This window comes from bacterium (assembly GCA_028820935.1).
GTDB lineage: Bacteria > Actinomycetota > Acidimicrobiia > Spongiisociales > Spongiisociaceae > Spongiisocius.
The window spans coordinates 17,122-42,179 of the sequence record JAPPHZ010000024.1; the positions used below are offsets into that span (position 1 = coordinate 17,122).

The following is a 25,058-nucleotide window of genomic DNA, read 5'->3' on the forward strand; positions in this document are numbered from 1 at the left end:
TACGGACCGACCGGGGAGGATGGCGGAGTGACCGGAACGGGCCTGATACGAACGGTGCTAGGCGACGTAGCGCCCGAGCCCTGGGGGATAACCAACGCTCACGCCCATCTGGTCGGCGTGCCCGACACCTCCAAGCCACCCTTCGACACCACGGACGCGTCCGAGCTCACCATGACCCTCGACGACAGCCTCCCCGAATTGGAGGACTTCGCGGGCGCAGGCGGGTTCTGCCTGGTCGATCTGACCCCGGCTGGTATGGGACGGGACCCGGCGGCGCTCGTGCGGGCCTCGGAGCAGACCGGGATGCACATCGTGATGGGCACGGGCATCTATCACCACGCCCACCACCCCGGGTCGATCGCCGGCCTGGATGAGGCCGAGATCGCCGAGATGCTGGTCCGGGACATCGTCGAGGGGGTGGACGGCACCGGTGTGCGCGCCGGCATCATCGGGGAGCAGGGCACCTTCACCGGCCCGATGACCGAACGCGAGAAGGTCGTGTTCAGGGCCTCGGCCATGGCCGCGATGGAGACCGGAGTGGCGGTCACCACCCACACCCACCTGGGTCTCAACGCCCTGGACCAGATCGACGTACTCACGTCGGTCGGTCTGGCCCCCGAGCGGATAGTGATCGGACATCTTGACGACGGCGAGCCCGACCTCGACCTGATCCGCGAGATCATCAAACGGGGGGCTTGGGCACAGTTCGACGACATCGGGTACGAGTACTACACCGAGAGGCTCAAGGTCCAGATGACGACCGACGTCGTCCGGGCCGCCAAACTGCTCCAGTTGGCCGAGGAAGGCCTGGCCGGCCGGGTGATCCTCGCCAGCGACTTCGGCATGCAGCGGCATCTGCAGGTCCGGGGCGGACCGGGTCTGGTAGTACTCGCGGACGGGTTCCGCCGGACAGCTCTGGACGGAGGAGTCCCCGAAGAGGTGCTCGATCAGTGCATGATCACCAACCCGGCAACCGTTCTGACCATGCTGTGAAACCGACGCCTACTTCCCCGACCGGGCGGCTGCGCGCTGCTTGCCGGCCGAACGGGACCTTCGACGGAGCCGGCAGGAACGCCGGATCTCCGCGGAGCGGCTGACGGCATGCGCTCGCCGGGTCTGATCAGGACGGTGCGAGGAGACGTGCCGGCAGGCGACTGGGGTCTGACGAACGCCCACGCCCACCTGTCTCTGGGTGTGGAGGAGCAGGCGCATCCGGCCTGGACCGAGACGGCGGAGCGTTACGGCGATCACATGCTATCGATCGAGGACACCTTGCCGGAGTTGTGGGACTTCTCCAGGGCGGAAGGCACGTGCCTGGTCGAACTCACGCCGATGGGCATGGGACGAGATCCCGGCGCCCTGCTACGTGCATCGGAAGCAACCGGCGTACATGTCGTGATGGGAGCGGGCATCTATCACGAACCGTTCCATCCCGACCGCATCGCCGGCCTGACCGCCGACCAGATCGCCGAGATACTGGTAGGGGAGATCACGGAAGGTGTGGACGGGACGGGGATCCGGGCCGGGATCATCGGCGAACAGGGCACCTATACCGGACCGATGACCGAACGGGAGACAACCGTGTTCAGAGGCTCGGCGCTGGCAGCCGTCGAGACCGGGGTGGCGGTGTCCACTCACACGTATCTGGGGCGCAACGCCCTCGACCAGATCGACGTACTCACGTCGGTAGGGTTGGCGCCCGAGCGCATAGTCGTCGGGCATCTCGACGACACCGAGCCCGACCTCGAGCTTGTCCGCCGCATCGTCGGGCGGGGCGCCTACGCACAGTTCGACACCATCGGGTACGAGTACTACACCGAGACGCTCGGGGTGCAGATGACGACCGACCGCGTGCGCGCCGGAGCGTTGCGCCGGCTGGCCGAGGAGGGTCTGGCCGATCGGATCATCGTGGCCAGCGACCTATGCAGGAGACGACACCTCACGGTCAACGGCGGCCCCGGCCTCGCCCATCTCATCACCGGGTTCCGAACTCTGGCCATCGGAGAGGGTGTCCCGGCCGATGTTCTGGACCGGTGCATGATCACCAACCCGGCCTCTGTCCTGGCGATGGTCTGATGGCGGTCCCGAACGGGGGTGACGCGGCGATCGCGGCCCTGATCGAGGGCGGCGTCACCACCGTCTTCGGTATCCCGGCCAGCTACACCGTGGAGATCTACGACGCCATCGGCCGCCAGGGATGCATTAGGTCGATAGTGGCTCGCAACGAGCAGGCCGCCGCCTTCATGGCCGACGGCTACGCACGCCGCTCGGGCGAACCCGGGGTGGTGGTGGTCACCGGGGGTCCCGGACTCGGGAACACGGTCACCGGCCTGCAGACCGCGTACGCGGATTCGTCGCCTGTGGTGGTCATCGCCAGCGATCACAATCCGTCCCACCGCTGTGGCCGGCCCCTCGGACTCCCGCACGAAGCACTTGACCAGGCCGCGCTGGCGGAAGCCACCGGAGCGAAGGTGGTGCGGGCAGACACCGGCGCATCCATCTTCGCGGCCGTGGAGGAGACCCTGGCAGCGTGTCGTTCGGGGCGTCCCCGACCCGGGGTGGTGCTGATCAGTCGCGCCGCCCTGGAAGCACCGGAGACTCCACGCCCCGCTATGCGAGAGAAGCCCCGGCTGGATTACCCGACGGCTAACGGCGACGAGGTGGATCGGGTAGCCGGGCTTCTCGCTGCGGCTACCGACCCGGTAGTTCTGGCCGGCGCCGGGGTGTTACGGGGACGGGCAGAGCCTCAGCTGGCGCGCCTCCTTCACAGCACAGGTTTGCCGGTGGTTACGACGGTCGCCGGCCGCTCGTCGGCCGATCGGGACAGCGGCTGGGTCGGAGTCATGGACAATGCCGCCACCCGGGTCATCGTGGAACGGGCTGACCTGGTGCTGGCTCTCGGCACGAGCTTCGGATGGGCCTCCACCGCAGATTGGACGCTCCGCATCGGTGGCTCGCTCGTCCACGTCGACATCGATCCCGCCAGCCTCGGACAGCATTACGAGCCGGATCTGGCTATCGAAGCCGACGTCGGTCCCTTCCTCGCCTCGCTCGGAGAGGCGGTGGCCCGGCGCCGGACCCGCGCCGGCCGCCTCCGGACGGAGATCGACCCGGTGACCGCCTCCCATCCCTGGACCGATCCGATCGACAGGGTGCTGCCGTCCCGTGGCGTGACGATCTGCGGTGACGTGACGATGGCTTCGCGGTGGATCCCCGGTGGAGTGGCTCTGGGACCTGAGCGCCGGCTCATGACCCCTTGGAACTTCCAGACCCTCGGATGGGCATACGGAGCCGCCCTGGGCGTGCAGGCCGCCGCACCGGACGAGACCGTGCTGGCGGTGATGGGAGACGGCGGAGCTCTGTTCACGCTCGGGGAATTGGCTACTGCCGTGGAGCATGAGCTCCCCGTGTGCCTGGTGGTGTACAACAACCGCTCCTACGGGATCATCGCCGAGGTCCAGGACATGTACTGCGAGGGGCGCCGGTTCGGCGTCGACCTGGAACAACCCGACTTCACGGCCGCGGCGCGGGCATTCGGCATGAGTGCGTCGCGCGCCGACACCCCTGATGAGTTGGCGGCTGCTCTCAGCAAACATGTAGGAACCGGCGAGCCAAGCCTCATCGAAGCGCGACTCGGCATCGCCGACCTGGGCATCGATCCGGTCGACGGCCGGGACTAGTGAACGGCATAGCGCCACCAGACGACACGGCAGACAACTCCGGAGAAGCAAGATGAACCACACAGGCAACCCATCCGGTACCCCGGAGCTACCCAGGCTCGTCACCGAAGTACCCGGCCCCAGATCCAGGGCGATCTTCCAGCAGGATCAAAGCCTGCTTGCAGCCGGCAACTCCGCCGGTTCGCTCTGGTCGGAACTGGCAGTGGTGGAAGGACGCGGCGCCATGATCCGGGACGCCGACGGAAACTGGCTCCTCGATGCGTGCGCCGGCACCGTGGTGATGAACCTGGGCCACGGGCACCCGGCGGTGGCGACCGCTCTCGGGGAACAGGCCCGGCTGCTGACCCACTTCTACGACTTCGCCACCGAGGTCCGGGTGCGTTTCGCAGAACTCCTCAGGAGCACCCTGCCCGAAAGGTTCGATGCCTTCCACCTCGCCAACTCCGGGAGCGAGGCCGTGGAGGCGGCCCTCCGGACCGTCCGCTCGGCCACGGGACGCCACGAGGTGATCGCCTTTCACAACGGCTACCACGGACGGACGCTGGGGGCGCTCTCTCTCACCTCGGGCGCGGGACGAGAGGGCCTCGGACCGTTCCTGCCGGGCGTGGTGCATGCGGTGGCCCCCGATCCGATGGAAACGCCGCACCGGAGCGAAGCCCAACGGGTCGAGGCATGCGCCCGGCACCTCGACCGGGTGGCGGGGCAGGTACTGGCCGGCCCACCCGCCGCGGTCATCATCGAGCCCATGCAGGGAGCCGGGGGCATGATTCCCGTCCCCGCCGCCTTCCTCGAGTCCGTCAGGGCTTTCTGCGACCGGACCGGGGCCCTGCTCATGTTCGACGAGATACTGACCGGAGGCGGCCGCACCGGCCGGCTCTGGGCCTACCAGCACTCCGGCGTGGTGCCCGATCTCCTCCTGCTCGGCAAGGGCATCGGCGGAGGCTTCCCCCTTGGGATCGTGGCCGGTCCCCGGCACGTCATGGACGCCGGTCCTGGTGCGCAACCCACCCACAACAGCAGCACCTTCGGCGGCAACCCGCTCGCCTGCGCATCGGGTCTCGCTGCGCTGACCGCTTTGCTCGAAGAGGGCCTGGTGGACAACGCCTCCCGCGTGGGCGAACACCTCGTCAACGCGCTCGGAGAGCGCCTGGCACAGCGTCGCAACGTGGCGGACGTCCGGGGACTGGGCCTGGCCATCGGTGTCGAGATGGTCCGCGATCGGGCTACCCGCACCCCCGTATCCGGTGACTTCATCCGCGAGGTGCTGCGGGGTCTCCTGCGCAGGGGCGTCGTGATATCCAGCACCGGCCACGTGATGAGGATCACCCCTCCCCTATGCCTGACGATCCCCCAGGCCGAGTACATAACACATGCCGTCGGGAGCACGCTCGCCGAGCTCGAGCGGGATTGAGCCGATCCACCCATTCGCGCGTCCCGAGCCGGGCCGACCGCTCCCGAGTTCAGACCGCCGAGTACCCCCCGTCGACCACCAGGTCGGAGCCGGTGACGTAGGAGCTGTCATCCGACGCCAGGAACAGGACAGCCCTGGCGATCTCCTCGGGTTCCGCCCAGCGCTGCATCGGTATGTGGGGAAGGAACAGGGAGCGCCGCTCCGGGTCATCCCAGGACGAGCGACCCATCTCGGTCATCGTGAATCCCGGCACCACCGTATTGACCCGGATCCCGTACCTGGCGTACTGGGCGGCGGCGGTCCTGGTGAGGAGGCGGACCGCTGCCTTCGAGGCCGCATAGGCAGGGGCCTGGGCCTCGGACAGGTCCGGGTAGATGGCTCCGAGCATGCCCATAACCGACGACACGTTGATAATCGACCCGGATCGCTGGCCCTTCATCACCGGCAGGACGGCGCGGATTCCGAGGAAGGTCCCGGTCAGGTTGACATCGTTGACCCGGTTCCATTCCTCGAGGGGGGTGTCCGCGAAGGAGGACCGGTAGCCGGTCCCGGCGTTGTTGACCAGCACGTCCAGTTTCCCGAAGCGATCGACCGTCTCCTCCACAGCCCGCTGCCAACTCTCCTCCCGGGTCACGTCGAGAGCGACGAAAGACGCCGTTCCCCCCTTTGACGAGATGGAGGCCGCTACTCGCTCCCCCGCCTCGGTTTCGATGTCACCGACCACGACTGTGGCCCCTTCCCCGGCGAACAGGACTGCTTCGGTAGCGCCCATGCCCCGGGCAGCTCCGGACACGAACACCGCCTTGCCTTCGAGCCTCACCTGTTCTCCTCACTTCCGGTTGCCCACCCCAGATTCTGTCTCCGGTTCGCCAACCCCGGTCCTCCCAGGCTAGAACTTCAGTGTGAAGACCAGGGCCCTCTGCACGATCGCCGTCGTGGTTGCCTCCCTGATGGGGAGCTGCCGCGCCGCCCCCTCGCCCACCACCGTCCAGACGTCGGACACGCTCGCGACGGCCACCGTGGCGACCACCGCCCCCAGCCCCCCAACGGCCTCGGCCGCGACCACCCACGCAACCAACACCCAGGCCTCTGCCGGGCCGGTATTGGATGGAGCCGCGGAGGAGTGTGACAGCTTCACCATCGCCCTCGACCGGCTCGTCTTCATCCGGCTACAGCCCATCGTCGAGGAGGCCGCTGACCTGCTCCACTCAGCACCCGACCACGTCGACCCCGCGGAGGTGGCGACCGGGCTGATGGAAGCGAGCCGCCGACTCTTCGGGCTGGTCGAGGAGCTCGATCTGATGGGAGTTCCACCAAGGGAGATCGTGGATCTGCTGCTGTCGATAAGGGAGGGCATCCTGGCATACGCCGCCGGTTTCGACGAGGGATCCCGAGGATGGGCATCGGGCGACGCAGAGTTGATCGCGGAGGCACGGGCCGATGTCCTGGAGGCGTCGGCGGTTCTGACCGAATTCTTCGGATGGCAACTCTGCCCCTGAGGAGATAGTCGGGGCCGCGACGCAGCCCGCCGGTGCCGGTTCGGGTAGGGTCGAAGCAGCGACGGGATCGACCGACCGGGGAGACGACATGGCGTTGCAGGTAATGACCGTGCGAGGGCCGGTCTCACCGGATGAACTGGGCCACACCCAGATGCACGACCACATTTTCGCCGACATCTCTTGGGCCCGGCACCGCTGGGTGGCCATGCCGATCACGGACGAAGTCCAGATGACCGAGGAGGTCGGGTTCTACAAGGACGCGGGCGGGGGCACTCTGGTCGACTGCGGATTGGAACACATAGGCCGGAAGCCGGTTGAAATGCGGCGGATCTCCGAGACCACCGGCGTGCACCTCGTGATGGGAACCGGCTTCTACCGGGAGCCCTACTACCCCGAGTTCGTCAACAAGTGGACCACCCGCCGGCTCGCCGAATACATCGTCAACGAGATCGAGAACGGCTGGGCCGACACCGGCATCCGCCCGGGCATCATCGGCGAGATCGGCATCGACAAGCGCTGGGTGCAGGGGGTCGAGGAGCGGGTCATCCGCGCCGCCGCCCGGGCTCACCATGCCACCGGCCTGGCGATCACCACCCACACCCCGCCGCACACGGCTCTGCTCTTCCACGAGATCCTCCAGGAAGAGGGGGTGCCACCGGACCGCATCATCTTCGGGCACCTGGACAACACGCTGGAGATGGACGAGTTGGAGCGCATCGCCCAGACCGGCGCCTACATCCAGTTCGACCTGATCGGCATCGAGTGGATCAACGCAGACCACCGGCGCGCCCGGTTCCTCGCCGAGTTGGTCCGTCGAGGTCACAGGGACCGGCTGCTGGTGGCCCAGGACATGCCCGCCCGCCCGCGCCTGATGACCAACGGCGGCCACGGCTACCGGCACCTCATCGACAACTTCCTGCCGATGCTCCGCAACGAGGGACTCGACGAGGAGACCATCCACCAGATCACCCACACCAACCCCGCCCGAGCCCTCGCTGTGGACAGCGCCGACTGAGAACTTGTGCATCCCTCCCGGAGGTCATGGCCTCTTCTCGCTCTCGAGCGAGGGCCCCGGTAGGCGACCGGGCCGGTAGCCTGTCGGTGCCGATGGAGTCGCCAATCCGTGTACCTTGCCTCGGGCTGCTCGCGGCTTTGGTTGCCGTAATCGTCCTAGCGAGCTGCGGAGGCGACTCGACACAGGAGTCAACTTCCACCACCGCCGCAAGCAGCACGACAACAACTGCCGGCAGCACGACAACGACCACCACTGCCACCAGTACGACGACCGCGCCATCCGAGACCACGGAGGCTCCCGCCGATTTCGATGTCAGCGTGGATGCGTACACCGATTGGGGAGAGGTGTTCAACGCTCTCACCACCACCGAACAGGAGTGCATCCGCGACACCTTCGATGCCGACTTATTGGAGTCGGTACTGGACCGATCGGTCATGTCGGAGTCGGACACCCCGGAGGCTTGGGAGATCTCGATGTTCTCGTGCCTCGCCCCTCAAACTGCCCGAGCCGTGTTCCTCGCCTTATTGGTCGCAGGGATTGAGAAGGATGGTGCATTCCGGGCAGACGCGGATGCGCAGGCCTGCCTGGATGAATGGGTAGCCGGGATCGATGTGTTTGCAACGATGGTGGCCCTGTCGGCTGATGACGCCGGGGCGGCAGGGGAAGTTACCACCGCGTTCATGAGATGTCATCCAGATCTGTTCATTTCCTCCATGCTCGAGCAGACCGGCATGACCCTCGAAGACCTCAACGAGGAAGAAGCAACCTGCCTCCGGGAATGGGCAGCCGGCACCGACTGGGCAACCCTCCTCGCAAGCTCCACCGACGACCCTTCGTTTCTGGGAGACTTCGTCCCCGACCTGATCGCATGCGCCCCCGACCTGTTCATCTCATCCATGCTCGAGGACACCGGTCTGACCCTTGACGACCTCAGCGAGGAAGAAGCAACCTGCCTCCGGGAATGGGCAACCGGCATCGACTGGGCAACCCTCCTCGCCGGAGACGACTTCGCGGTCCTCCTGGACTTCCTCCCCGACCTGTTTGCGTGCGCCCCCGACCTGTTCATCTCATCCGTCCTCGAGGACACCGGTCTGACTCTCGAAGACCTCAGCGAGGAAGAAGCGTCCTGCCTCCGGGAGTGGGTAACCGACTTCGATTGGTCGACCCTCTTCACCGGCTTCGCCGACGATTCCATGTATCTGTTCGAGCTGCTGGAGTGCGTGCCCGACCTATCGTGGTCGGAGCCCGGTGACCTTCCTTGGGGCCAGGTGATCGAAGAGGCAACACCCCTTGGGATCGGTGTGGTCTTCCAAGGCGAGTTGGACGACGAAGGCGACAGCGACTACTTCATCTTCGAAGCCGAAGAAGGCGAGTTCTACCAACTGGACGTAACCCTCGGAACCCTCGAAGACTCCGTACTGGACCTATACGACGCAGACGGCATCTGGCTGGACGCCAACGACGACTATGGCGACTCGACCGCGTCGCGGCTCGTATGGGACGCGCCCGCCACCGGCACCTACTATGTCCAGGTAGCCAGCTTCGACACCGGCACCGGCACCTACACGCTCACGATCTCAGGCATCACGGACGATCACGCGAATTCGGCAGCCAACGCAGTGCCGGTCGAGATCGGAATGACAGCCCGAGGCGCGATCGACTACGAAGGCGACGGCGACTACTTCATCTTCGAAGCCGAAGAAGGTGTGTTCTACCAACTGGACGTAACGCTCGGAACCCTCGAAGACTCCGTACTGGACATCTTCGACACCTACGGCATCTGGCTGGACGGCAACGACGACTCCCCCGAATCCACAGCCTCCCGGCTCTATTGGACCGCACCCGGCACCGGCACCTACTACGTCCGGGTGACCGGCTTCGACGTCAGCACCGGCACCTACACCCTCACCATCGCCGTCTCGGACATCGTGGACGACCACCCCGATTCGACTACCGACGCAACACCGGTGGAGATCGGAGTGGCAGCCCATGGCGCTATTGACTACGAAGGCGACAGCGACTACTTCACCTTCGAAGCCGAAGAAGGCGAGTCCTACCAACTGGACGTGACCCTCGGAACCCTCGAAGACTCCATACTCGAACTGTTCGACGCCGACGGGATCTGGCTGGACGCCAACGACGACTTCGCCGAATCGACAGCCTCCCGGCTCGTATGGCTCGCACCCGGCACAGGCACCTACTACATCCTGGTAGGCAGCTTCCGCACCGGCACCGGCACCGGCACCTACACCCTCACCATCGCCACCGCCCTGTAGCGTCGTCTCGCTCCGGGCTTGCTCCGGTCTCGACGGATCGCTCCTGATCAGTCGGGTGGTCTTCGCCTACCACGGCGCGCCATCACCAAGGAAAATGGAGTCCCACTATCTCGGACGCCGGCCGGTCCCTCCATGTATGATCAAAATTGAGACCACTCCGGGGTCAGGTGGAGCAAGTGGACGTTCTTACCCGGGGTCCGGACGAAGGGAAAACGATGTACAAACACCGACCAGGCCGATGGCTGGCAGTGTTATTGACACTGGCTGTGTTCGCCGTCGCTTGCGGCACGGACGACGCGGACGATGCACCCGCAACCCCGGCGGCCCCTGCGACCACCGCCGCGCCCGCGGAGACAACCGCCACGACTGTGGTGGAGGTGGGAACGACCACCACGACCGCGGCGCCGGCGGGTGAGACCACCACGACGACCGCCGCTCCCACGACCACCACCGAGGCGATGGCCGAACCCCTGACGGGCCGCGAGGCAACCGTCGTGATCGGCAAGAAGATGGATGGCGACACCAAGTTCGATCCGGCCCGGGCCTTCGAGGAACTGTACGTGCTCGTGCTCGGATCCGTGTACAACAACCTCGCGCAGTGGGCGCAGACCGATACCGGCTACGACTACCAGACGCTGCTTCCCGAGTTGGCCACCGAGTGGTCGTCCAACGCGGACGCTACCCAGTGGACCTTCACGCTGGATCCGAACGCCCGCTTCCACGACGGGTCACCGGTCACCTCTGACGATGTGGCGTTCTCGTTCATGCGGCTGAAGAACGTAGCCGCCACGCCGTCCTACCAGGCGGCCAACCTCGACAGCGTCGACACGCCCGACCCCCAGACCGTCGTGGTCAACCTGGCCGCACCAGACGCTGAGTTCCCGGGCCTGACCACCGCCGCCGCTTTCAGCATCCTCAACAGCGAGTTGGTGATGGCCAACGGCGGCGCGGCCGGGGAGGATGCCTCGGAGACCGACACAGCCGGCGAATGGCTGGCCCTGAACAGCGCCGGATCCGGTCCGTTCACCTTCGACTTCTCCGAACCGGGCAGTCGCCTCGAGATCGTCCGCGTGGACGATTACTGGGGAGGCCCGCCCGCCGTCATGGAGCGGATCATCATGGTGAACATCCCCGAAGCCCAGTCGCGCATCGACGCGCTGGCCCGGGGCGACATCGACCTGGCATGGACGGTGATCCCGCACCAGGCCGCTACGTTGGGAGAGGACTACACGATCCTGCAGGCCAACACCAACCACTGGTACTACGTGATATTCACGACCGATGCGGAGAACAACAACGCATTCGTGGCCAACCCGACGGTCCAGAAGGCGCTCAAGTACGCCATCGACTACGACGGCCTCCAGCGACTCTGTCCCGGATACACCGCCAATCGGGTGTACGGCCTGGCGCCGATGCGCCTGGGAGGCATCACGGAAGGCTACGAGCGTGACCTGGACAAGGCCAAGGAACTGCTGGCAGAGGCGGGCTATCCCGATGGCTACGACGATCCTGAGAACCCGATCCGTCTCCAGACGTTCCAGTGGAGCGGTTTCTGCCCCGGATTCGGTGACGTGGCCCAGAAGCTGGCCGCCGACTTCGCCGACATCGGTGTCAAGACCGAGGTGCAGATCCGCGATGTGGGCGTGTTCTTCACCGACTTCCGCAAGGGCGACCTCGACATCAACGTGAGCGACTGGTTCCCCGACTTCCCGTCGGCGATGAACTCGGCGGCGGTGTCGTTCGCGGACGGATTCATCAACTGGCAGCGGTCGCTCTGGCCCGACAATGCCGAGGGCTGGCCTCTGTATGACGAGATCAAGGCGGCAGGTGACGCGGCGCTGGCGTCGGTCGATCCGGCGGAGCGGTTGAGCCTGCTGAACGACGTGGAGCGGTTGAGCTTGGAAGCCAACCCGACTCACCTGATGGTCGAGATTCCCGAGTGGTACCCGCACGTCAACACGTTGACCGGCGTCTACTACCACGCCGTCCACCGGTTTGAGCCATACCGGATGGGGCGGTCCCGGTAGTCGAGGTCTCACGGGAGACCGCACAACCCCATCGGGGGGCGGCCGGCCGGTCGCCCCCCGATCCCCATCTCGTACGACTGAAGCCATGACCCGGAGGAGTTGACATGCGCTGGTTCGTACTGCGGCGCCTGGCCCTGGCTCCGCTCGTGCTGCTGGGCATGACCTGCATCACCTTCTTCGTGTCCCAACTGATCCCCATCGACCCGGTCGCCGCCTACCTGGGAGGTCGGGGCGCCGCCCAATCCGACGCGGCTGAACAGGCCATCATCGACGCCCTCAACGCCCGCTGGGGATGGGACAAGCCGATCCCGGAGCGCTACTGGATCTACCTGACCAACCTACTCCAGGGTGACATGGGCGAATCGAGCCACTCGGCGCGAGCCGTCAGCACCGACCTCGCCAACGTGGTGCCCCCCACGATCGAGTTGGTCGTGGCGGCCTTGATGGTCGCGCTCGTGTTCGGCATCCCGCTCGGCGTGTTCGCGGCGGCGCGCCGGGGAGGCGTCTGGGACGAGTTCTTCAAGGTGGCCTCCACCCTGGCGATCTCGGTACCGGTCTTCTGGCTGGCCATCGTGGGATTCACCGTGTTCTACGGGCGGCTGGGGTGGGCGGCAGGGCCCGGACAGCTGGACATCTTCATGCGCCCGCCTCCGGACGTGACCGGGATGGTCACCGTCGACTCCATACTGACCGGCCGCTGGGACGCCCTGTTCGACACCCTGCACCACCTGGCGTTCCCCGCCCTGGTGCTGGGTCTGGTGATCGGCTTCTACTTCGCCCGGGTGGTCCGTTCGGAGATGGTCGACGCCTTGGAGTCGGACTACGTCCGCACCGCTCGCGGCAAGGGCCTGCGCCGCCGCCTGGTCCTCTATCGCCATGCTTTTCGCAACGCCGTCATCCCGGTGATCACCCTGTCGGGGCTTGCCTTCGGTTCGCTGCTCACCGGGATCATCGTGGTGGAACGCGTGGTGGGCTGGCCCGGACTCGGCTCGTACGCCTTCACGGCGGCCACGCGCCTGGACCTCAACGCCCTCTCCGGCGTGGTGCTGGTGATCAGCCTGGCCTACGTACTGGCCAACCTGGCGGTCGACCTGCTGTACACGGTGGCCGACCCGCGGGTACGCGACGGGATGAGTTCGTGACCTTGAGCCGGCTTCGCCGCCTGGAGGAGGCGGTAGCGCCCACCCGCCTCTCCACGACCCTGGAGTCGCTCCGGCCCCGCACCTTCCTCGAGTTCTACGGCCTGGGCGTGATCGTGGTGATGGTGGCGGCCATCGCCGCCGCGCCCCTCATCGCCCCCGACCCGCTCGCCCAAGATCTGACGTCGGCCCTGGCCGGTTCGAGTGCCGAGCACTGGCTGGGCACCGACAACCTGGGCCGTGACCTGTGGGCGCGGATCCTCTACGGGGGTCGCGTGTCGGTGGTGATCGGCGTCTTCGTCCTCCTGACGGCGGGCGCCGTCGGCGTCCTCTACGGCGCGGTGTCCGGATATGCCGGTGGCATGGTCGACGCGGTGATGATGCGGATCGTAGATATCTTCCTGTCGTTTCCCTCCATCATGCTGGCCCTGCTCATCTCCGCAGCGCTGGGACCCACCATCCGCAACGTGATCATCGCCATCGCGGCAGCCTGGTGGCCGGTCTACGCCCGGCTGATCCGCGGCCAGGTCATCGTGGTGAAGGAACGCGAGTTCGTTACCGCCTCCAGGGCATTGGGAGCGGGGCCGATGCGGAACCTGCTGCTTACGGTCCTGCCCAACAGCTTCGGGGTGATGAAGACGATCTTCGTCCTCGACATCGGCTACGCCATCCTGGCAGGATCCACCCTCGGCTTCCTGGGACTCGGAGTCTCGGCGCCGACCCCCGAGTGGGGGTACATGATCCGCGAGGCCCTCCAGTACCCCACCCACTGGTGGTTCATCCTCAGCCCCGGCCTCGCTCTGCTGCTGTTCGTATCGGCCATCAACTTCGCCGGGGGTATCGTGACCCGGTCGGTCCATGAAGACCCCGGTCGCTGAGTCCCGCTCGGGGGCAGCCTCTCCGGGTCCGGACCGGCCCATACTGTCGGTGAGGGATCTCGACGTCACCTTCCGAGCAAGAGCGCCGGTGCTGGCGGTGCGAGGGGTCTCGTACGACCTGGCGGCAGGCGAACACGTCGGCCTGGTCGGCGAGAGCGGATCGGGCAAGAGCGCCGGCGCGCTGGCGCTCGTGCGGCTGCTACCCGACTACGCCGATGTGTCCGGGACGGTGATGCTGGACGGCGTCGATCTGTTGCGGCTCAACGAGCGCGAACTGAGGGCCGTACGGGGTGACCAGGTTGGGATCGTCTACCAGGACCCCTTCAGCTCCCTGAACCCGGTGCTGACGATCGGCAAGCAGCTCACCGAGGTACTGAGCAAGCACAAGGGACTCGGGATGAGGGCGGCGCGCCGGCAGGCGGCCCGGCTGCTGGAGACGGTGGGGGTTCCCAACGCGGAGGAGCGCATCTCCGACTACCCCCACCAGTTCTCCGGAGGCATGCGGCAGCGCGCCGTCATAGCCATGGCGGTGGCGCCCCGGCCCGCACTCCTGATTGCGGACGAGCCGACCACCGCCCTCGATGTCACCGTGCAGGCCCAGATCCTGGAATTGCTCCAGGAACTCACCTCCGACCACGAGACAACGATGCTGCTCATCACCCACGATCTGGGAGTGGTGGCCGGCGTCACACAGCGGGTGATGGTCATGTACGCGGGGCGCATAGTCGAGTCCTCCTCCACCGCCGATGTGTTCACGAGAGCGTCCCATCCCTATACGGTCGCTCTTCACAGATCCCTGCCCCGGATCGATGTCCGCCAGGAACGGCTCGTGACGATCGAGGGCCAGCCTCCCGACCCGACCCAACCCGTCAGGGGATGTCCCTTCGCTCCCAGGTGCCCTTCCAGAATCGATCGATGCGCCGACGAGGACCCGCCGTTGATGACCATCCCTACCGCCCGGCGCGCCGCCGCCCGGGGCTGGGACATGCCGTCGATCCTTGAGCGGGACGGAGACCAGGTTCCCGGGCCGGCGAGTCCCCACCTGACCGCCTGCTGGAACCCCCCGGAACCGGCGGACGACGAACGCGGACCGGCCCGATGAGCACCGAGCAGGTGGCCAGTCCGGCCCTGGTCGAGGTCCAGGACCTGAGGGTCTGGTTTCCGGCAGGGCGCGGATCGTCAGCCAAGACCGGTGGCTCCATCAAGGCGGTGGACGGGATTTCGTTCACCGTCCGGCGCGGTGAAACCCTTGGTCTCGTGGGTGAGTCGGGATGCGGCAAGACCACGACCGCCCGAGCCATCCTCAAACTCCTGGACCCGACGGAGGGAAGCATCCTGTTCGACGGCGTCGACCTGTCAACCGTCTCGCGTCGAGAACTGCGGCTGATGCGCCGCCGGATGCAGCCGGTCTTCCAGGACCCGTTCTCCAGCCTCAACCCGAAGCGGACGGTGGAGCGGATAGTCGCCGAGCCGCTCGTCATCCATCGCCAGGGGACCCCGTCGGAGCGCCGGGAGAGGGTCGCCGATCTGCTCGAGACGGTCGGGCTACCACCCGACGCGGCGGGCCGTTACCCGCATGCCTTCAGCGGAGGCCAGCGGCAACGCATCGCCATCGCCCGGGCCATGGCCCTCCGACCGGACCTGATCATCGCCGACGAGCCCGTCAGCGCTCTCGACGTCAGCATTCGCGCCCAGATACTCAACCTGCTGAGCGATCTCCAGCAGGAGTTCCACCTGACCTACCTGGTCATCGCGCACGACCTCGCCCTCGTTCGGCAGGTGACCGACCGGGTGGCGGTCATGTACCTGGGAAAGATCGTCGAACTGCGACCCACAGAGGACCTCTACCGGCGGCCGCTCCACCCGTACACGGTGGCACTCCTGTCTTCGGCGCCCATTCCCGACACCGAGGCCGAAGCGACCCGGCAACGTATCGTGTTGGAGGGTGATGTACCCAGCCCGGCCGATCCGCCGGCAGGCTGTCGCTTCAACACCCGATGCTGGCTCCGGCGAAATCTGGGAAACCCGGAGATCTGCACCACCGAAGCACCCCCGTTGGCGCAGGTACAGGACCACGGCGCGTCCGGCGTGGTGGCGTGCCACTTCCCAGAGGCGGTGGAGGACTCACCCGAACGTAGGGAGACGTTGGTAGCTCTCACCGGTTCGAGGGCTTCCTCCCCCGATGAGGGCTCTACCCCGGACGTCGGCTAGCCGAGCATCTCCCCGCGATCCACCACCGCGACCTCGCCCGTGATCGAGTCGTTGGCCAGCAGCCCCATAAGGGACCGGACCACGTCCTCCACCGGTATTACAGGCACCGCACCTGACCGGAGCTCTCGGGCGCGGTCGGGAGGCACGTGGCGGTCTATCCATTCGGTGAGCATCCAACCCGGCGCGATGGCGTTGACCTGCACCTCGGGCGCCAGCGCCCGGGCCAGGCAGCGGGTAAGCGACACCAGCGCAGCCTTCGACACCACGTAGGGGATGGAGCTACCCGCGCTGGTGAAAGCGGAATTGGAGGCCACGTTGATGATCTTGCCCGCACCCCTGGATCGCATCCCGGGCGCCACCGCCCGGGAGCACAGGAACGCACCCGTGACGTTGACATCCATGATCCGCCGCCACTCCTCCGCGGTAACCGCCCCCAGGTCGGGGAAGGCAACGTAGCGGGTGGTGCCCGCGTTGTTGACGAGGATGCTCACCGGTCCCAACTCCTCCTCGACCGACGCCACCATCGAAGAGACCGCCGAACCGTCGGTGATATCGGCCCGGACTGCTACGGCGGTCCCTCCGCGGTCGCTGATCTGCCGGGCTACCCGCTCCGCCTCTGGACGCGACCTCGAGTAGTTGACGGCTACCGAGACACCGGCCCTGTCCAGCGCGAGGGACGTCGCTCGACCGAGACCGGTGCCCCCGCCGGTCACCAGCGCCACCTGCCCGTCCAGATCCACGCTCTACCCCGCCGACGCCCGGGTAGAACCGCGCCGGTACGCGTCGATTCCACCGAGAAGACGGTCCACGTCGCCGGGAGTGTTGTAGAGATGGGGATCGGCCCGGACCCGGTCGTCCTCGGGGTATCCCCACACATCCACGCCCAGCCTCCGCAGATGGCGGCACAACGGCACTGCCCCGTCGAAGTGGAAGGACACCACCCCGCCCCGCTCGGTCCGGCTCGCCGGGGTCAGCACATGGATTCCCCGTTCGGTCAGCCCATCGATCATCTGCCCGGTCAGTTCCAGAACATGCCGTTCGATGTCCGGTATGCCCGCCTCGATGATGATGTCCAATCCTCTGCGCGCGGCCGTGATGCCCGGCAGATCCGCGAGTCCGATCTCGTGGCGCACCGCACCGGGCCGGTACGAGAGGTTGGCAGGCTCGTCCGGCCCGCCGTCCTGGTAGGTACCCACGTAGCCGACGTGGGGCGGCGCCAGAGACTCGAGGTGCTCCCGGCGCGCGTAGAGGTATCCCAGCCCGGGCGGACCGAGCAACCACTTCATCAGCGTGCCGCTGATGAAGTCGACACCGGCATCCGTGGCATCGATGGGAACGGCGCCCGCCGACTGGGCGGCGTCGACGATGAGGTAGCCGCCACAACTGCGGGTGAGTTCGGCCAGCTTGCGGAGGTCGTGGCGGAAGCCGGTACGGGGGGCCACGTGAGAGACGAGCACCGCGATGGTGTTCTCGTCCACGAGGTTTTCGATCTCTGTCATCCGGGTGGAGGACGGTCCGTCGGGAACCGAGCGGACCTCGACCGGGCGGCGGTTCGGCAGCAGCCAGGGCCAGACGGCGCTCGGATGGGAGGTCGGGTCCGTGACGATGTTGGCACCGGGCGGCGGTTCGATCATCTGGACCGCCAGGTTGGACCCTCGAGAGGTATTGTCGACGATGGCTATCTCACCGGGATCAGCACCCAGCACCGTCGCCAGCCGGGCCTTGAGGATCTCCCACTCGTCGAAGTAACGCGCCCTGTGATACGCCGGATCGAACATCCATCGATCGGACCACCGGTCGAGGGCCGCCTTGACCGGGATCGCAGCCGGGGCAAGACCCCCGGCGAAGAGGTAGGCGCGGGTCTCGGTGATCGGGAAGAGAGACCGGTACCGCTCCGTCAGGACCATGCGGGCACCTCGATCAGGGTCGGACCGTCGGTTGCCAGGGCAACCTCCACTGCGTCCGCCAGATCGGGGGGCTCGTCCGCGCGCGCCCATGCCGCGCCGTAGGCGGAGGCCAGGGTTGCCAGGTCCGGTACGAGCAGGTCGGTGGCGAACGGCTCGAACCCTCGTTCCCGCATCAGGCGGCTTATCTCACCGAAGGCCCGGTCGTTCCAGACGACCACCGGAAGCGTCAGCCGGTGCTGGGCAGCCACCATCAGCTCGGACATGGTGAACATGAACCCGCCGTCCCCGACCAGCGCGGCCACCGCTCTGTCGGGCCGGGCGATCTTGGCGCCGATCGCGGCGGGCAGCGCGTATCCCAGAGTGGCCAGACCGGACGGGTTCATCCATGTCCGCGGTCCGGGGAGGTCGTAGAAGGGGAAGGCGCCGAATCCGGCCACCATCGCCACGTCCAGGGCGAGGGAGGACTCCTCGGGCATAGCCGTCCGCAGGGCTCGGATCCAGGGAAGGTAGGTCCGGCCCATGACCAACGCCTCCTTCTCGGCCGCGTCGCGGACATGGGCCGCACGGGAAGCACCCACCCGGGGGCTCGAACCCGCCACGGAGTCGAGCATCATCGCCAACGCCGTCCCGGCCTCCCCCACCACCGCCGCGTCCACCGGGTGGTTGCGGCCGACCTGGTCCGGGTCGATGTCGACCTGTACCAGCTTGCCACCCAGTTGCAGCGGGCCCAGCCAGAAGTCCGCCGGGCTCAACTCCGTACCCACGGCCAGCACTACGTCACACCCTTCGAGGAAACGCGCCACCGAGCTGTAGACAACCAGCGAAGCCTCCAAAGGATGGCCGCCCGGGACCACCCCCTTCCCGTTGAGCGTGGTCGCGATGGGCGCGTCAAGGCGCTCGGCGATCGCCAGCACCTCCTCGACCGCACCTTGAGCGCCGCCCCCCGCCACGATGGCGGGCGCCGCGGCCGAACCGAGCAGTCGGGAGGCCCTCATAACCGCTTGCCCGTCCGGAGCGGGTGGATCCTCGGCGGGTGCGGCCGGAATCGGGGCGGAGGTCGCCGCCTCCTGCACGTCTACGGGAATGGCCAGGCACACGGGTCGGGGCCGCTCGGTCCTGAAACGCCGGAACGCGTCGTGCACGGCCTGCGCCACCTCGTCAGGCGAGAGCACGAGCCGAGGCCGGTCGGTGATGCCCTCCAGGACGCTCTCCTGGGAACGGAGTTCGTGCGAGTGACCCCTGCCGCGCCCGATGTCCTCGCTGGGGATGTGGGCGGTGATGCAGAGCACCGGAACGGAGTCGGAGTAGGCCTCGGCGATCGCGGTTGCCGCATTCGTAACGCCCGGCCCGGTGGTAACGATGCAAACCCCCGGGCGGCCGGTCACCCGGGCGTAACCATCCGCCATGAAGGCTGCCCCCTGCTCATGGGTGGTGGTGATGTGCGCGATGTCGGTTGCGCTGCCCAGCGCGCGGTAGATCTCGAGCGTGTGGGTGCTCGGAATGCCGAAGACGTGCCGGACACCGTTCACCCGGAGCGATTCGATCAGTGCATCGGCGCCGGTAATCGCGGACCTCTCCCCGGGGTAGGCTCGGTGCATGGTCGACCTTCTCCTGCGAAATGCGATGATCTACCCCGGCGACGCCGAGCCCCGGCCGGGAGATGTCGCAATCGACAACGGCGTCATGGTAGCGGTGGGACCAGGCCTCCAGCACGAAGCGGCCCGGACCATCGACCTCGGGGGACTGTCCCTGGCGCCCGGGTTCGTGGACATGCACGCCCACAGCGCTCTGCGTACCTTCGAGGATCCGATCCTCACGCCGAAGCTTCTCCAGGGCTTCACGACGGAGCTGATCAACCCTGACGGGATGGGTCCGGCGCCCGTAACGGACAAGGGTCTGGCCGATCGGATGACACAGCTGGCTCTGTCGGAAGGTCGAGGCCCTGCCGAGTGGCCCTGGCGATCCATCGGCCAGTACCTGGACGCCCTGGACGGTACGCGTCCCGCCATCACCCTGTGCCCGTTCGTGCCTCATGGTGCCGTGCGTGACGCCGTGTTGGGGGGTGCCCAGCGGGCACCCGGCGCCGACGAGCTGCGTGCCATGCGGCGCCAGGTGGCGGACGGCATGGAGGCGGGCGCGTGGGGAATCTCTTTCGGCCTCGTGTACACGCCGGGCGCGTACGCGGACCGCGACGAGGTCGTGGCCGTCGCCACCGAGGCGGGCCGGTTCGGCGGGCTGACATCCGTCCACATGCGGGGCGAGAGCCACAACCTGCTGGAGGCGGTCGAGGAGATGATCGACGTGTCACGGCGGAGTGGCGCGCCCCTTCACCTCTCCCACCTGAAGGTGCTGGGGCATCGCAACACCTGGAAGCTGGAGCCGCTGGTCGAAATGATCGACAGGGCGCCGGCGGACGGGGTCGACATCACCTTCGACCAGTACCCGTACGGCGCCGGTGTGACCCTGCTGTCTGCCCTGCTACCCCCGTGGGCACATGACGGGGGCGTCAAGCAGATGACAGCTCGGCTGCGGGACGGCCCGACGGTGGACCGTCTGCTCGAGGCGCTCGGAGACCCGGACGCGGGCCCGGAGAGCTTCTACTACCAGTGCGGCCCGGAGGGAATCGTCGTGATCGACTGCGGGCCCGACGGTCCCGGCGACGCAATGGGGCGCACGCTTGCCGAGATCGCCTCCGCCCGACGGGTCGAGCCCGAACGGGTGGTCATCGACCTCTTGCTGGAAACTCGGATGAGCGCTCTGGTCATCCTCCATTACGCCGACGAATCCGTCGTCAAGGCCATCGCCCGGCACCCGGCCATGCTGGTGGGTAGCGACGCGGTCTTCGCCGCCACCCCCCACCCGAGGCTGTGGGGCACCGCACCCCGGTTCCTGGGCGGTTACGCCATCAGGGATGGCGTCGTCACAGTACGCGAAGCCATCGCCCGGCTCTCGTTCCGGGCAGCACGGCGGGTCGGGCTGGACGACCGAGGTGAGATCGCACCGGGACAGCGAGCCGACCTGGTTGCCTTCGACCCCGACAGCGTGATCGACCGGGCGACCTACGACCAGCCCGAGCTCTCACCCTCCGGGATCGACTGGATAATCGTCGGCGGCGCGGTCGCGGTAGACCCGAACGGACCTACCGGAGAACGCCGGGGCCAGATCGCCCGTAAGAACGGCTAACCGGATGGCCCGGCTCCGCCGCAAGTCCGCATCGAACTGGCACAGCCGGATCTCACAGGTAGCACATCGACTGTCCAAAGATGATTGACTCGCAAGGCTCTGACGCTGAAAGCCTTCCTCGGAATAACGACCGCCTTGTCCTGGTCGGTACTACGGGCGCGGGCAAGACAACGATGGCAAAGACGATTGCTCAAGTGCTCGGCATGGATCACATCGAGTTCGACGCCATTCGCCATGGGCCGGATTGGACGGAGACACCGGACGATGTCTTCAGAGAACGGTTACGGCAACAGCTGCAGGGCGACAGGTGGGTCGGAGACGGAAACTACAGCCTCGCACGGGATGTAGTTTGGCCCAACGCAACCGTGTTGATATGGCTGGACTACCCGATACGCGTGGTCCTGTGGAGGTTGTTTTGGAGGACTATGCGTCGTGGAGTCCTTCGGGAAGAGCTATGGCACGGCAATAGGGAACAGATATGGCGGCACTTTCTCAGCCGCCAGTCGTTATTCCTCTGGGCATTACAGACCCACTGGCGGCGACGCCGTTCGATACCAGCGGCCTTGGCCCATCCAGACCATGCTCACCTGGACCTGGTCCACCTGCGCTCGCGAAAAGCTGCCAACGAGTGGCTCCTGACTCTGACGCAAGGGCAATGAAGGCAAGAGGATGGCCCCTGTGCGGTAACGCCAAATTCGCTCCTCCATCCCCCGCATGGTCACCATGTAGGCCGATACGGTGAATGGCTGTCCGCCAGCGATATCCCAGCGTTACCACCCAAGGCGTACGGATGCCGGATACGGCACGAAGTGGCTATAATTTTGGGGATTATATACCTAACTTGACAAAGCCTTTGGATTCTGCTTAGATAACAGCATACAGCAGACCAGGACGGCGGACGATGACAACCAAGACCACACAGAGCGCACCCGGACGGGCAGACCGGAAGGGCATCTCGGTTCTCGAACTGTTCGACATGTTCCCCACCGAGCAGGCTGCCCGTGACTGGTTCGAGTCGATCCGCTGGCCCAACGGCGTAGACGCGTGCCCACGGTGCGGAACTGTCGGTGAGGTATCGCCGGTTACCTCCGGCAAGCCTATGCCCTACCGATGCGGCGCCTGCCGCAAGTACTTCTCCGTTCGTACCGGAACGGTCATGGAATCTTCCCGCTTGCCGATCCGCAAGTGGGTTATCGCCCTGTACCTGTGCTCAACGAACCTCAAAGGCGTGTCCAGCATGAAACTACACCGCGACCTGGACGTGACTCAGAAGACCGCCTGGTTCATGCTCGGGCGTATCCGGGAAGCCTGGGTGGACGCTGCCGACGTGGTGCTGGATGGCACGGTGGAGGTTGACGAGACCTACATCGGCGGCAAAGAGAAGAATAAGCACCAGTCGAAGCGTCTGAACGCCGGGCGGGGCGCTGTGGGTAAGGCTGTGGTAGTTGGCGGTCGGTCACGCGACGGGCGGGTCACTGCTGCCGTCGTAGACGACACGACACGGGCCACGCTTCACGGGTTCATCCACGATCACGTACAGGCCGGATCACGAGTGTTCACCGACGGTGCCGACGCCTACCACGGAGTAGGCGAAGGCCGCGACCTTGACCACGAAGCGGTGAAGCACACGGTCGGTGAGTACGTGCGGGGTGAGGTTCACACCAACGGCATGGAGTCGTTCTGGTCCATGCTCAAGCGGGGCTACTACGGCACCTACCACAAGATGAGCTTCAAGCACCTACGCCGCTACGTTGCCGAGTTCGCCGCCCGCCACAACGTGCGGAACTTCGACACGTTGGATCAGATGGCCGCGCTCGCGAAGGGCATGGAAGGGAAGCGGCTCATGTACCGGGACCTCATCGCAGGCGAACAGGTGTGCGGACCACGACCAGCCTCCTGAAGTCGCGAAAACCCTGGCCAGAAAGGATTCTCCCGTTTGGATATGCATGCACAGCCTGTATAGTCTCGTACACACGCCGGGCGGGAGAGGAGAGTCAGGATGTCCCCGCAGAGCGAGATCGGCATTCTCATGGAGTTCGTAAGCTCCATGATCTGTCCACTACTAGTTGAGGCTCAGGAGAACGGGCGACAGCTCTCACTAGAGAAGGTACCTGCCTCTGTTCTAGAAGCTGCCCGCGAGATCACGGAACATGAGATTACGCCGCGCGTCATGGTTGCTACTTCGTGAACCGCGAGGACCCTTCGAATCTCCCTGAAATCCCCTTTGACATAGCAAGCCGAGCGACCTATGTGTTTGGCCACCTTCATCATCTAGCTGGCATCTACGACGGCGACTGGAATGCTAGAGAGCACCCAAAATCGGTCACACTCGCTGTTCGAGAGATACAAGAGTGGTTGGCGTACCGTCAAGGTCTTGCCCTGGCCATCTACACACAGTCGTTCACGGTAGAGATCACACGAGATACGTTCGGGGTTGCCAAAGGATTACCTATGGAAACCGTCGATCTAGGAGGCGACTAGGGCCTCGGCGGGCGAACAAGCGTGCGGACACCGACCCCCTTTAGCGGCGATCCCCAGATGATTTGAAGGGTTTAGGTTCAGACGGAGAAGGTGAAGCGGCCCGCGAAGTCCATCGTTAGTACCCCCTTACAGAGGATGTCTCGACCGATCAGCACGTCGTAATGAGGGGAGCCAGCCTCAAAGGAAGCCGCCCGGTGGTCCGGGATTCCGATGTGCTGTGTTCCGAACTGCAGCAAGAGATCAACGAGGTATTGGTTAACGGCGTCGGAACCGGTAGCTCCTACCATTGGTACCTTGCCGGTTGACTGCAAGTCTAGGAAGTCCGCAACCTTGTTAGAGATGCAGGTCACGTCGGCGCCGGTGTCGACGAGGCCTGAGAACACTCTGGCTTCACCTTCCGACTGCTGCTCGAACGTCCCGCCAGGTAGGACAGCCACTTGGAGCAGGATACCTACGGTCGGGTCGTACTCGCCGCTAAGACACGGCATGGGAGAACCACCCTAGATCCACAGGACGAGCGGTGATCTCCTGTACCGAGAAACAGGTCTCTGGATAGAGCTTGACCCCAGCCAGATGAGCATCCCGCACAGTGTCAAACACGGCGGTGAGGGTGCCGTCGTGAAGGAGCGCCCACTTGTTAGCGTGAGTCGCATTCAGGCTGGGGAGCAAAGCTTTGAAAGCCTCATAGTTGCGGTCCACTTCCGCCTGGGCTGCTTGCTGAGCTGCCATTCTAAGCTTCCCCTCTAGGCCCAAGGAACTTCTCCGTCTGATCGGCTTGAATGAACATGGCGCGGGCGAGGTCCTGTGGGCTCCGCGGTTCCCGTACCTGCTCAAGACGCCGTTTCGCGCGTTTGGTGGTCTTGCGGGTGTGTTTCTGGCGCGTGTCCATGTCGCCTTCTCCCCTTCCCTGGTGCCGAATGATACAGATACTACTCGCGGGCCGCTCCGTAGCCAGTCGAGTTCATCCGCAGTCGAACCACGCCGGTGCGTCCTCCTCACAAACTGTCGCAAGCTCGGCCCTAGACCGCCTCAGGTCGGCCACAGGCGACACGACCTGATCCAACATGTCCTCGGGCGCGAGATGCCCGCACTCGTCTATCCAGTTCTCCGCCTTCAGCAGGGTCACGTCCATGTTGCTCACGTAGACCAGGTAGTCCGCTTGTGCTGCCTCCCAGCCTTCGAGCAACAGGAGCAGCATGTATTGGGTTTGCGCTTCGAGTTCGAACATGAGATCGGCAGTGTCATAGGCTTCTGCTACACACCAAGCGGACACGTCCCTTGTTGTAGTCGTGCGTGGTGTTGACGATCGTCGAGATTCCCCGGTCTCGATCAGTGAATTTCCCCACCCTGT

At 65.9% G+C, this 25,058-nt stretch carries 21 protein-coding genes; 15 read left to right on the top strand and 6 right to left on the bottom strand.

Translation table 11 applies throughout. The features are described 5' to 3' along the window. The first annotated feature begins 27 nt into the window (after positions 1-27). The 4 genes from OXM57_05260 to OXM57_05275 all read left to right on the top strand — a co-directional run bounded on the left by OXM57_05260 (position 28) and on the right by OXM57_05275 (position 5,091). On the top strand, positions 28-993 hold the full coding sequence (locus OXM57_05260; GenBank protein MDE0352077.1) for a hypothetical protein: 966 nt from the start codon (positions 28-30) through the stop codon (positions 991-993). A 108-nt stretch (positions 994-1,101) separates the two neighbouring features. Further along, the gene (locus OXM57_05265) at positions 1,102-2,076 is read left to right on the top strand and encodes a hypothetical protein (GenBank protein MDE0352078.1); all 975 of its coding nucleotides are present in this window, start codon (positions 1,102-1,104) and stop codon (positions 2,074-2,076) included. Next, entirely contained in the window at positions 2,076-3,680 is a 1,605-nt protein-coding gene (locus tag OXM57_05270) for a thiamine pyrophosphate-binding protein (protein MDE0352079.1), read from the top strand. Before OXM57_05265 ends, OXM57_05270 begins: the two co-directional genes overlap by 1 nt. Positions 3,681-3,732: 52 nt before the next feature. Beyond that, positions 3,733-5,091 carry an aspartate aminotransferase family protein gene (locus OXM57_05275; GenBank protein ID MDE0352080.1) on the top strand — a complete coding sequence of 453 codons (1,359 nt, stop codon included), beginning with the start codon at positions 3,733-3,735 and terminating at the stop codon, positions 5,089-5,091. Between the two features lie 49 nt (positions 5,092-5,140). On the opposite strand, the gene OXM57_05280 is transcribed toward OXM57_05275, so the two are convergent. Further along, entirely contained in the window at positions 5,141-5,911 is a 771-nt protein-coding gene (locus OXM57_05280) for a glucose 1-dehydrogenase (GenBank protein ID MDE0352081.1), read from the bottom strand. Between the two features lie 82 nt (positions 5,912-5,993). On the opposite strand from OXM57_05280, the gene OXM57_05285 reads away from it, so the two are divergent. From OXM57_05285 to OXM57_05320, 8 genes are all read left to right on the top strand, one after another. Further along, positions 5,994-6,590: a hypothetical protein gene (locus OXM57_05285; GenBank protein ID MDE0352082.1), complete on the top strand. Its 597-nt coding sequence runs from the start codon at positions 5,994-5,996 to the stop codon at positions 6,588-6,590. Positions 6,591-6,678: 88 nt separating this feature from the next. Then, positions 6,679-7,605, top strand: coding sequence for a hypothetical protein (locus tag OXM57_05290; GenBank protein ID MDE0352083.1), 927 nt, complete (start codon positions 6,679-6,681; stop codon positions 7,603-7,605). Positions 7,606-7,922: 317 nt separating this feature from the next. After that, positions 7,923-9,881: a PPC domain-containing protein gene (locus OXM57_05295; protein ID MDE0352084.1), complete on the top strand. Its 1,959-nt coding sequence runs from the start codon at positions 7,923-7,925 to the stop codon at positions 9,879-9,881. Between the two features lie 248 nt (positions 9,882-10,129). Further along, positions 10,130-11,908 carry an ABC transporter substrate-binding protein gene (locus tag OXM57_05300; protein MDE0352085.1) on the top strand — a complete coding sequence of 593 codons (1,779 nt, stop codon included), beginning with the start codon at positions 10,130-10,132 and terminating at the stop codon, positions 11,906-11,908. Between the two features lie 104 nt (positions 11,909-12,012). Then, complete coding sequence (locus tag OXM57_05305) at positions 12,013-13,050, top strand: ABC transporter permease (protein MDE0352086.1); 1,038 nt, start codon at positions 12,013-12,015, stop codon at positions 13,048-13,050. 2 nt (positions 13,051-13,052) lie between these two features. Then, positions 13,053-13,925, top strand: a complete 873-nt coding sequence (locus tag OXM57_05310) for an ABC transporter permease (protein ID MDE0352087.1) — start codon at positions 13,053-13,055, stop codon at positions 13,923-13,925. Continuing rightward, positions 13,906-15,027 (top strand): ABC transporter ATP-binding protein, encoded by a 1,122-nt coding sequence (locus OXM57_05315; protein MDE0352088.1) that lies wholly within the window; start codon positions 13,906-13,908, stop codon positions 15,025-15,027. Before OXM57_05310 ends, OXM57_05315 begins: the two co-directional genes overlap by 20 nt. Then, positions 15,024-16,136 carry an ATP-binding cassette domain-containing protein gene (locus tag OXM57_05320; GenBank protein MDE0352089.1) on the top strand — a complete coding sequence of 371 codons (1,113 nt, stop codon included), beginning with the start codon at positions 15,024-15,026 and terminating at the stop codon, positions 16,134-16,136. Before OXM57_05315 ends, OXM57_05320 begins: the two co-directional genes overlap by 4 nt. Here the strand turns inward: OXM57_05320 and OXM57_05325 are convergent. The 3 genes from OXM57_05325 to OXM57_05335 are packed head-to-tail and all read right to left on the bottom strand — an operon-like array spanning position 16,133 to position 19,641. Beyond that, entirely contained in the window at positions 16,133-16,876 is a 744-nt protein-coding gene (locus OXM57_05325) for an SDR family NAD(P)-dependent oxidoreductase (protein MDE0352090.1), read from the bottom strand. The genes OXM57_05320 and OXM57_05325 overlap by 4 nt on opposite strands. Positions 16,877-16,879: 3 nt before the next feature. Then, positions 16,880-18,043 (bottom strand): aminotransferase class V-fold PLP-dependent enzyme, encoded by a 1,164-nt coding sequence (locus OXM57_05330; GenBank protein ID MDE0352091.1) that lies wholly within the window; start codon positions 18,041-18,043, stop codon positions 16,880-16,882. Continuing rightward, positions 18,034-19,641 carry a thiamine pyrophosphate-binding protein gene (locus OXM57_05335; protein ID MDE0352092.1) on the bottom strand — a complete coding sequence of 536 codons (1,608 nt, stop codon included), beginning with the start codon at positions 19,639-19,641 and terminating at the stop codon, positions 18,034-18,036. Before OXM57_05335 ends, OXM57_05330 begins: the two co-directional genes overlap by 10 nt. On the opposite strand from OXM57_05335, the gene OXM57_05340 reads away from it, so the two are divergent. The 3 genes from OXM57_05340 (at position 19,640) to OXM57_05350 (ending at position 23,414) form a co-directional block, all read left to right on the top strand. Continuing rightward, positions 19,640-21,226, top strand: a complete 1,587-nt coding sequence (locus tag OXM57_05340; protein ID MDE0352093.1) for a D-aminoacylase — start codon at positions 19,640-19,642, stop codon at positions 21,224-21,226. The genes OXM57_05335 and OXM57_05340 overlap by 2 nt on opposite strands. 901 nt (positions 21,227-22,127) lie before the next feature. Continuing rightward, positions 22,128-23,126, top strand: coding sequence for an IS1595 family transposase (locus tag OXM57_05345; protein MDE0352094.1), 999 nt, complete (start codon positions 22,128-22,130; stop codon positions 23,124-23,126). Positions 23,127-23,225: 99 nt separating this feature from the next. Further along, a complete protein-coding gene (locus tag OXM57_05350; protein MDE0352095.1) occupies positions 23,226-23,414 on the top strand; it encodes a hypothetical protein in 189 nt (62 codons plus the stop codon). A gap of 370 nt (positions 23,415-23,784) precedes the next feature. Here the strand turns inward: OXM57_05350 and OXM57_05355 are convergent, their stop codons facing one another. Both OXM57_05355 and OXM57_05360 read right to left on the bottom strand, forming a co-directional pair. Then, a complete protein-coding gene (locus OXM57_05355) occupies positions 23,785-24,195 on the bottom strand; it encodes a retroviral-like aspartic protease family protein (GenBank protein ID MDE0352096.1) in 411 nt (136 codons plus the stop codon). Positions 24,196-24,668: 473 nt separating this feature from the next. Continuing rightward, positions 24,669-24,935, bottom strand: a complete 267-nt coding sequence (locus OXM57_05360) for a hypothetical protein (protein MDE0352097.1) — start codon at positions 24,933-24,935, stop codon at positions 24,669-24,671. Between the last annotated feature and the right edge of the window lie 123 nt (positions 24,936-25,058).